Origin of the sequence: Synechococcus sp. OH2 (genome assembly GCF_047462155.1) — a bacterium.
In the GTDB taxonomy this organism is placed as follows: domain Bacteria; phylum Cyanobacteriota; class Cyanobacteriia; order Thermostichales; family Thermostichaceae; genus Thermostichus.
This window is the reverse complement of record NZ_JANSIR010000090.1, coordinates 23,511-30,614: the sequence shown is the minus strand read 5'-3', so window position 1 is coordinate 30,614 and position 7,104 is coordinate 23,511. Positions and strand designations below refer to the sequence as shown.

The 7,104-nt window shown below is 62.2% G+C and carries 9 protein-coding genes; 5 read left to right on the top strand and 4 right to left on the bottom strand.

The window, feature by feature from the left end:
• Positions 1-294: 294 nt before the first annotated feature.
• A complete protein-coding gene (locus NW835_RS08200) occupies positions 295-879 on the top strand; it encodes a thylakoid membrane photosystem I accumulation factor (protein ID WP_414364197.1) in 585 nt (194 codons plus the stop codon).
• Positions 876-1,160 (top strand): hypothetical protein, encoded by a 285-nt coding sequence (locus tag NW835_RS08195; RefSeq protein WP_414364196.1) that lies wholly within the window; start codon positions 876-878, stop codon positions 1,158-1,160. Before NW835_RS08200 ends, NW835_RS08195 begins: the two co-directional genes overlap by 4 nt.
• Positions 1,161-1,318: 158 nt before the next feature.
• On the opposite strand, the gene cbiB is transcribed toward NW835_RS08195, so the two are convergent.
• Both cbiB and NW835_RS08185 read right to left on the bottom strand, forming a co-directional pair.
• Complete coding sequence (cbiB, locus tag NW835_RS08190) at positions 1,319-2,329, bottom strand: adenosylcobinamide-phosphate synthase CbiB (RefSeq protein WP_414364195.1); 1,011 nt, start codon at positions 2,327-2,329, stop codon at positions 1,319-1,321.
• A gap of 22 nt (positions 2,330-2,351) precedes the next feature.
• The gene (locus NW835_RS08185) at positions 2,352-2,816 is read right to left on the bottom strand and encodes an RrF2 family transcriptional regulator (protein WP_414364198.1); all 465 of its coding nucleotides are present in this window, start codon (positions 2,814-2,816) and stop codon (positions 2,352-2,354) included.
• A gap of 99 nt (positions 2,817-2,915) precedes the next feature.
• Between NW835_RS08185 and rsmI the strand changes: the two genes are divergently transcribed.
• Together rsmI and rppA are read left to right on the top strand one after the other, a co-directional pair.
• The gene (gene rsmI, locus NW835_RS08180; RefSeq protein ID WP_414415013.1) at positions 2,916-3,848 is read left to right on the top strand and encodes a 16S rRNA (cytidine(1402)-2'-O)-methyltransferase; all 933 of its coding nucleotides are present in this window, start codon (positions 2,916-2,918) and stop codon (positions 3,846-3,848) included.
• 3 nt (positions 3,849-3,851) lie between these two features.
• The gene (gene rppA, locus NW835_RS08175) at positions 3,852-4,565 is read left to right on the top strand and encodes a two-component system response regulator RppA (RefSeq protein ID WP_414415012.1); all 714 of its coding nucleotides are present in this window, start codon (positions 3,852-3,854) and stop codon (positions 4,563-4,565) included.
• A gap of 54 nt (positions 4,566-4,619) precedes the next feature.
• On the opposite strand, the gene atpD is transcribed toward rppA, so the two are convergent.
• Both atpD and NW835_RS08165 read right to left on the bottom strand, forming a co-directional pair.
• A complete protein-coding gene (gene atpD / locus NW835_RS08170) occupies positions 4,620-6,053 on the bottom strand; it encodes a F0F1 ATP synthase subunit beta (protein WP_414364192.1) in 1,434 nt (477 codons plus the stop codon).
• A 386-nt stretch (positions 6,054-6,439) separates the two neighbouring features.
• Complete coding sequence (locus NW835_RS08165) at positions 6,440-6,790, bottom strand: gas vesicle protein GvpV (protein WP_414370440.1); 351 nt, start codon at positions 6,788-6,790, stop codon at positions 6,440-6,442.
• A 163-nt stretch (positions 6,791-6,953) separates the two neighbouring features.
• Here NW835_RS08165 and NW835_RS08160 point away from each other — a divergent pair.
• Positions 6,954-7,104, top strand: a 151-nt coding sequence (locus tag NW835_RS08160; RefSeq protein ID WP_414415014.1) for a pentapeptide repeat-containing protein, incomplete at its 3' end; no start/stop codon positions are given.

The window sequence follows — 7,104 nt, the reverse complement described above, 5'->3', positions numbered from 1 at the left end:
GAGGCGCTATCCCTCCCCACCCGGGTGGGGAATCCCGCGCCTTACGTTAGATTCACTTGTTCTCCGCGGGGCTTCCCGCCGATTAAGCCAAAAGAATCGGCTGCTGACTTTCAGGCTGTCAAGCAGTGCCTCAGCCGTTTTCCCAAGGACTACATCCGGCTGGTGAGGGCAGATTCAGTGAAAAAACAACCGCGGATCGAGACCACTATCCAACGTTCATGAAGGGATCCCACCGCAAACTGGAAGGGGGAGCACGGCGCCAGAGCAAAATGGCACAATGAGGGAGCCCCCTCTTTGCCCAACAGTCCTCTCCAAATCATGCTGTGGCTGCGTCTTCTCCTGGTGGCTTTGTGCGTCGTGTTCATAGGCTGGTTGTCTCTGCCTGCCTATGCCCTCCTCAACGACGACCGCTACGACGGCAACATCTTTGCCCTCTACGGCTCCAACGGCGGCATGGTTCCGCCGCGCGTCTCCCTCAAGCAGGCGAAAGAACAAGGGATCCCGGCCCTCCTCGTTTACTACATTGACGACAGCAGCGACTGCAAAAAATACGCAGCCACCCTGGCCAACCTGCAAGTTCGCTATGGCCGGGCAGTCTATTTCATTCCCTATTCTGTTGATTCCCTCCTGCCTGGGGACGAGCGCGGCCAGTACTACAGCGGCCGAGTTCCCCAGACCCTCCTTTTTGACTCCCAGGGCAACCTCGTCTACCAATCCATTGGCAACCGCCCCATCACCGAAGTGGAAAACGCCATTCGCGCCCTCTTCCAGTTGGATCCTGTCCCCCCAGGGGTGATCAAAGCTAAGCCCTTCAACGAAATTCAGACCGGATTTTCCCGACCCCGTTCCCCTGCCCCCCCAGCCGAGGCACAGCCGTGACCGCCCCTCCCGATTCCCCGGATTTGCTTGAGGCTCTGCAAGCCAAGCTCGAGAGCTTGCAAGCACGGCTGGCCGATCTACGCGAGCTGGAGCGCCTGTCCCAGCTTTCCCCCGAACACTGGGCTGAAATTCAGGCGGAAGTTAGCCAATTGGAACAACGCCTGCAAGCCTACCTGTTGGAAGTGTTTAACCCCGTTCCCACCACCTTTTGGCAGGTGCTGCGTTTTGGCGGCCTCGGTCTGCTCCTTGGCATTGCTCTCCAGCGCTGGGTGCTGAGCTAGCACCCGTTAAGAAAGATCAAAAGTCTTGGATCCCGGAGCCCTTTCCCATGCGCCTGCGACGCCCTAGGCCCTTCAGCTCGAGTACGTCCGCAACTTGCCTGACGATATCCAAACCATCGTCAGCGAGCAAAACACCATCCTCAATCTCGGCGACTTTCTCAATACCACCAAATAATCGATACCGAAGTGGCCCCCAGCCCCTCTCCCAAGCTGAGAACTAGAGCTACGCCCACCATCCAACTTCCCCACACCCCCAGAACCTGCCGCAGCAGCCCCAGACTTTCCCGCACCACCTGGGGGCTCAAGGGACGGGCTGGGATCCCCACCTTGGGCTTCTCCTTCGGGATCCCGCGATAGCAATTGGTGCCTCCCAACTGGATCTGCAGCCGCCAGGCAAAGGCCGCCTCGCTCCACCCCGAATTGGGGCTGGGATCCGCCCGCCCGTCGCGGCGACACCGCTGCCAAAACCCCCAGGGATCCCCGCTGAGCAGGGCCAGGGTCAGCACCGTCAGCCGGCAGGGCAGCCAGGTCAGCACATCCTCACAGCGGGCCGGCACCGTGCCCAAGTAGGTGAAGGGGGCGTGGCGATAGCCCACCATCGAGTCGAGGGTGCTGCTGGCCTTGTAGGCCAAAGCCAAGGGCGCCCCTCCCAAAAAGGCATAGAACAAAGGGGCCGTCGCCCCGTCCGGGGTATTTTCCGCCACCGTCTCGATCACCGCCCGCAAAATCTCCGCCTCCGTCAGGTGCTCTGTATCCCGGCCCACGTAGCGGCTCAGCCGTTGGCGGGCCTGCGGCAGATCCCCCCTTTCCAAGGGATCCAACACCTCCAAGGCGGCAAAGCGCAGGCTGCGCCCCCCCAGGCAACTGGCCATTAGGATGGCGTGCATCAGGATCCCTGCCCAGGGATGGAGAGCCTGGGCAACGGCGATCAGCCCCCAACCTGCTGCGTAGGATCCCGCCAGCAGCGCCAGTGTCAGCATTGCTCCGCCCCACCGTTGTGCCTGTGGGGTCGAACAGTGCTTGAGGATACAGCCTTGTCCCCAGGCGATGACCGCCCCCATTACCCGCACCGGATGGGGCCACCCCCAGGGATCTGCCAACCAGTAATCCAGACCCAAAGCTGCCGCCAGCACCAGGGGAGCGGCCGGCTGACTCGGGAAAAACAGCAAGGTCTCCCTCCCGCAGGCGCGATCAGACCACAAACCCCCCCTCCTGACTTTGGGCTGCCTGCCAACTGCGGGCGTCGAAGTAGAGATCTTCCAGAGTTGTTTCCTCCAACACCTGCTCCACCCGCTGGGCAATCCGCCGCCAGAGGGCCTCCGTTACCCAGTCCAGCCCATCCGCAGAGCCTTCCTGCTGAGCCTCTGCCCTCTCAGAGCTGCCTGGGAGAGGATCCAGAGATTCTCCCACCGCTGCCAAAATGGCGCTGATCGGGATCCGCCGCGGTGCTCGTGCCAGCCGGTAGCCCCCCTGCGCCCCCCGCTGCGAACAGACCAAACCGGCCTGGCGCAGCTCGATCAACAGCTTTTCCAGATAGGGGGCCGGGATCCGCTGTCGCTCAGCAATGGCCCGCACCGAGGCCATCTGCCCCGCGCCGAGCATCGCCAGATCCAGCAAAGCCCGGATGCTATAGGTAGCTCGCGTGGTCAGGCGCACCCGCTTTCTCCCGCCAATCTTCCCCGATCCTGCCACAGGGATCCCGGCCAGAGCGGTTAACCTGGAAAGCGGTACCCGCTTAGCTCTGGCCTTATCGAGATGGAGCGCCCCACCGCCGGTCTCTACTTGGTGGCGACCCCCATCGGCAACCGCGAAGACATTACCCTGCGGGCGCTGCGGGTTTTGCGGGAGGTGGACTGGGTGGCAGCAGAAGACACCCGCCACTCCGGCCAGCTTCTTAAACACTTTCAGATCTCCGCCCGCCTCATCAGCTATCACGAGCACAACGCGGCCCAGCGCATCCCACAGCTCCTCAAGTATCTGTCGGCGGGCCAGTCGGTGGCTCTAATCAGCGATGCCGGCACACCCGCCATCTCCGATCCGGGTGAAGAACTGGTGCGCGCCTGCATCCAAGCCGGGATCCCCGTGATCCCGGTGCCTGGCCCGGTAGCGGCAGTGGCCGCCTTGGCTGCTTCTGGGCTGGCCACAGGGCGGTTTGTCTTCGAGGGTTTTTTGCCGCTCAAGACCAGCCAGCGGCAGGCCCGTCTGCAACAACTGGCCCAAGAAGAGCGCACCATCGTCCTCTACGAAGCCCCCCACCGCCTGCAGCAAACTCTGCAAGATCTCCTGGCTCACTGCGGCCCGGAGCGGCAGATCGTGCTGGCCCGTGAGCTGACTAAGCTGCACGAGTCCTTCTGGCGGGGATCCCTGGCCGCCGCTCTGGAGCACTGCGCCGCCCAGCCACCGCGGGGAGAGTTCACCCTTGTTCTAGAGGGGCGGCCTTCCCCTGAAAAAGATGCAGAAACCTCCCCTTCCGAAGCGGAAGTTCGCCAGGAGCTGGCCCGCCTGCTGGCCGAGGGCCTCTCCCGCTCCGCCGCCAGCCGGCAACTGGCCCAGCGCTTCCAGGGATCCCCCCTCTGGACGCGGCGCCGCCTTTATGATCTCTCTTTGCAACTGGAGCCGCTGCCCGGCTCGGATTGCTCCTCGGCAGTCGAGCTTTCTTCTGCAACCGACGACGAGACAGACTCCTAGAGCATGGCGCGCATCTTGTTGGTGGACGACGAAGTGGAGTTGGCCGATTCCCTGGCCCAGCACCTGCGGCGAGAGGGCCACAGCGTGGACGTGGCCTACGAGGGAAACAGTGCCTGGGAGCTGCTGCAGAAGCCCCCAGCTCCACCCTACGACCTACTGGTACTGGACTGGATGTTGCCGGGCCTGTCCGGCCTCTCCCTCTGCCAACAGGTGCGCCAAGTGGAAAGGACTGCGTCCCGCGCCACCCCCATTCTCTTCCTAACCGCCAAAGATACCCTCGACGACCGGGTGGAAGGGCTGGACGCCGGCGCCGACGACTACCTGGTCAAGCCCTTCGAGCTGCGGGAGCTGCTGGCGCGGGTGCGGGCCCTCTTGCGGCGGGCCGCCAGCCCCGGCGAAGGGATCCCTCGCCTGCAAATTGGGGATCTGGAGCTGGATCGGGAGAACCAAGTGGCCTACCGCCAGGGGCGGATGATCCACCTCTCCCAAAAGGAATTCCGCCTGCTGGAGTACTTCATGACCCACCCCGGCCAGTTGCTCACCCACAAGCAGATCTACGAGCGGGTGTGGGCCGGCGAGGATCCCCCCAGCAGCAACGTCCTGGCCGCCCAGGTACGCCTGTTGCGGCGTCGCCTGCGCTTGCCCGGCTCCCCCGAGTTGATCCACGCCGTCTATGGCAAAGGCTACCGCTTCGGGCCTGTGGCCGAGGATCCCTAGCAGTGAAACAGTAACTCCCCTCTCCCTCTGGGAGAGGGGCCGGGGGTGAGGCCATTACTTAGACTTGAGCTTCTCCGCCTTCTCAATGGCCTCTTCGATAGTGCCCACCAGGTAAAAAGCCTGCTCCGGCAGATCGTCCAGTTCCCCCGACAAAATGCGCTGGAAGCCCTTGATGGTGTCCTCCAACTTCACGTACTTGCCGGGCGAGCCGGTGAAGACCTCCGCCACAAAGAAGGGCTGCGACAGGAAGCGCTCGATACGGCGGGCACGGGCCACCACCAGCTTGTCCTCTTCCGACAGCTCGTCCAACCCCAGAATGGCGATGATATCCTGCAGCTCTTTGTAGCGCTGCAGCGTTTGCTTCACCGCCTGGGCGGTGTTGTAGTGCTCCTCACCCACAATGTCTGCCTGCAAGATGGTGGACGAAGAATCCAGAGGATCCACCGCCGGGTAGATGCCCTTGGCGGCCAAGCTGCGCGACAGCACCACTGTCGAATCCAGGTGGGCAAACGTCGTCGCCGGTGCCGGATCCGTCAAGTCGTCAGCAGGCACATACACCGCCTGCACCGAAGTGATGGATCCCTGCTTGGTAGAGGTGATGCGCTCTTGCAGGTTGCCCATTTCCGTAGCCAAGGTGGGCTGGTAGCCTACCGCTGAGGGCATGCGGCCCAACAGCGCCGACACTTCCGACCCGGCCTGCACAAAGCGAAAGATGTTGTCGATAAACAGCAGCACATCCTGCTTGTTGACGTCGCGGAAGTACTCCGCCATCGTCAGGGCAGTCAGGCCCACCCGCATACGGGCGCCCGGCGGCTCGTTCATCTGGCCGTACACCAGCGCCACCTTGTCCAGCACCCCTGATTCTTTCATCTCGTTGTAGAGGTCGTTCCCCTCGCGGGTGCGCTCTCCCACGCCTGCAAACACCGATAGGCCGGAGTGCTCCTCGGCGATGTTGTGGATCAGCTCCTGGATGAGCACTGTTTTGCCAACGCCAGCGCCGCCAAACAGGCCCACCTTGCCACCTCTCTTGAAGGGGGCCAGCAGGTCGATCACCTTGATGCCGGTTTCAAAGGGCTCCGGTTTGACGGTCAGCTCCACAAAGGGCGGCGCGCTGCGGTGGATAGGAGCAAACTCCTTGGCTTGCACCGGCTCACCTTGATCCACCGGCTCCCCCAGCACGTTGAAAATGCGACCCAGGGTAGCCTCGCCCACCGGCACGGTAATCGGGGCACCTGTATCCACCACTGGCATGCCCCGCACCAAGCCATCGGTAGAAGACATGGCCACAGCTCGCACGCGGTTATCCCCCAAAAGCTGCTGCACCTCAAAGGTGACTTTGACCTTCAGGCCGCTTTCGGTCGTCGCTTCCACCTTGAGAGCGTTGTAGATTTCAGGCAGCTTGCCGCTGGGAAACTCGGCGTCGATTACAGGCCCAATGACCTGAGTGATGTAGCCAACGTTGGTCGCAGTAGCGGTGGCAGTAACCATGGTCGAGGCTCAGCTCCTTGTGTGCTCAGTTGCAGTTATGGACTCAGCGATGCCGGATGGGAGTTGAAATCAACATCAGAATGGGCCATGAGTCAGCCTGGGCGGTTGGATCCCGGTAGCAAAAGCCAACGGGTCTGCCCCGGGACTTCGGTCTCACTGCTCGGTTCTCTTCTGCCCAAAGGTACCGCTTCCAGGCCCAGACAAAACCCTAGCTGATGTCTTAGGGGTTAGACTACTGGGTTTTTGAAGCGGCTGACTACCCATGCCGCCATACAAAAGCTACCACAAGGCCGTCCCAAAGGACAGGACGAGGATTTAAACCCAGTTTTTGGATCCATCGGCCTTCGGCAATGGCTTTGGCTTCCCCACCCAGTAGGGAACCTGGCTCAGTACTCAAAGGTCATCGGCGGGAAACGGGAGGAGGAGAAGCGGCCCGTGGCCGGTTCTGGAGCAGCGGCGGGATCCCGAAAGCGCTCTGCCTCCTGCTGAAAACGCTGTAGCGCTTGTTCGATTTCCCAGAGCCTTGCTTGAATCTGCCCTTGCCGTTCCTGAATGAACTCCAATTCCTGGTTGAGCCGCTGCTTTTCCACAGTGAGCTGCTGCATCTCGGCATAGAGAGCAGATTCGGTTTTGCGGCGAGGGATCGAGCGCAACTTTGGGCGGGGCCGGGAGCGGGGCACGCGGGGCAAGCTCATAACAGAACAGATGGGATCCAGAGAAAAGGGCGTTGCGCCCATCCTAGCGCGCTCTTGTAGGCCAGAGGGCCAGTGGCCTTGGCAGATATTCGGATCTAGAGACAGGAGCAAGGCATGGCCGATAGGCGCTGCCTGGAGGATTTGCGCCCTTGGCGGCAACCCTGTTCCTCGGTAGGATCCGACTTGTCTGGCATGGGGAAAAGCAATGGTCGAAACCGCAGCGGAACTGTTGCAGCGTTATGGCAGCGGTGAGCGGGACTTCAGCAACAGCCAATTGGCCGAAGCCGACCTGGCTGGTGCCGACTTGGCTGGGATCGACCTGGGCGGGGCAATCCTCCAGCAGGCCAAATTGGGCG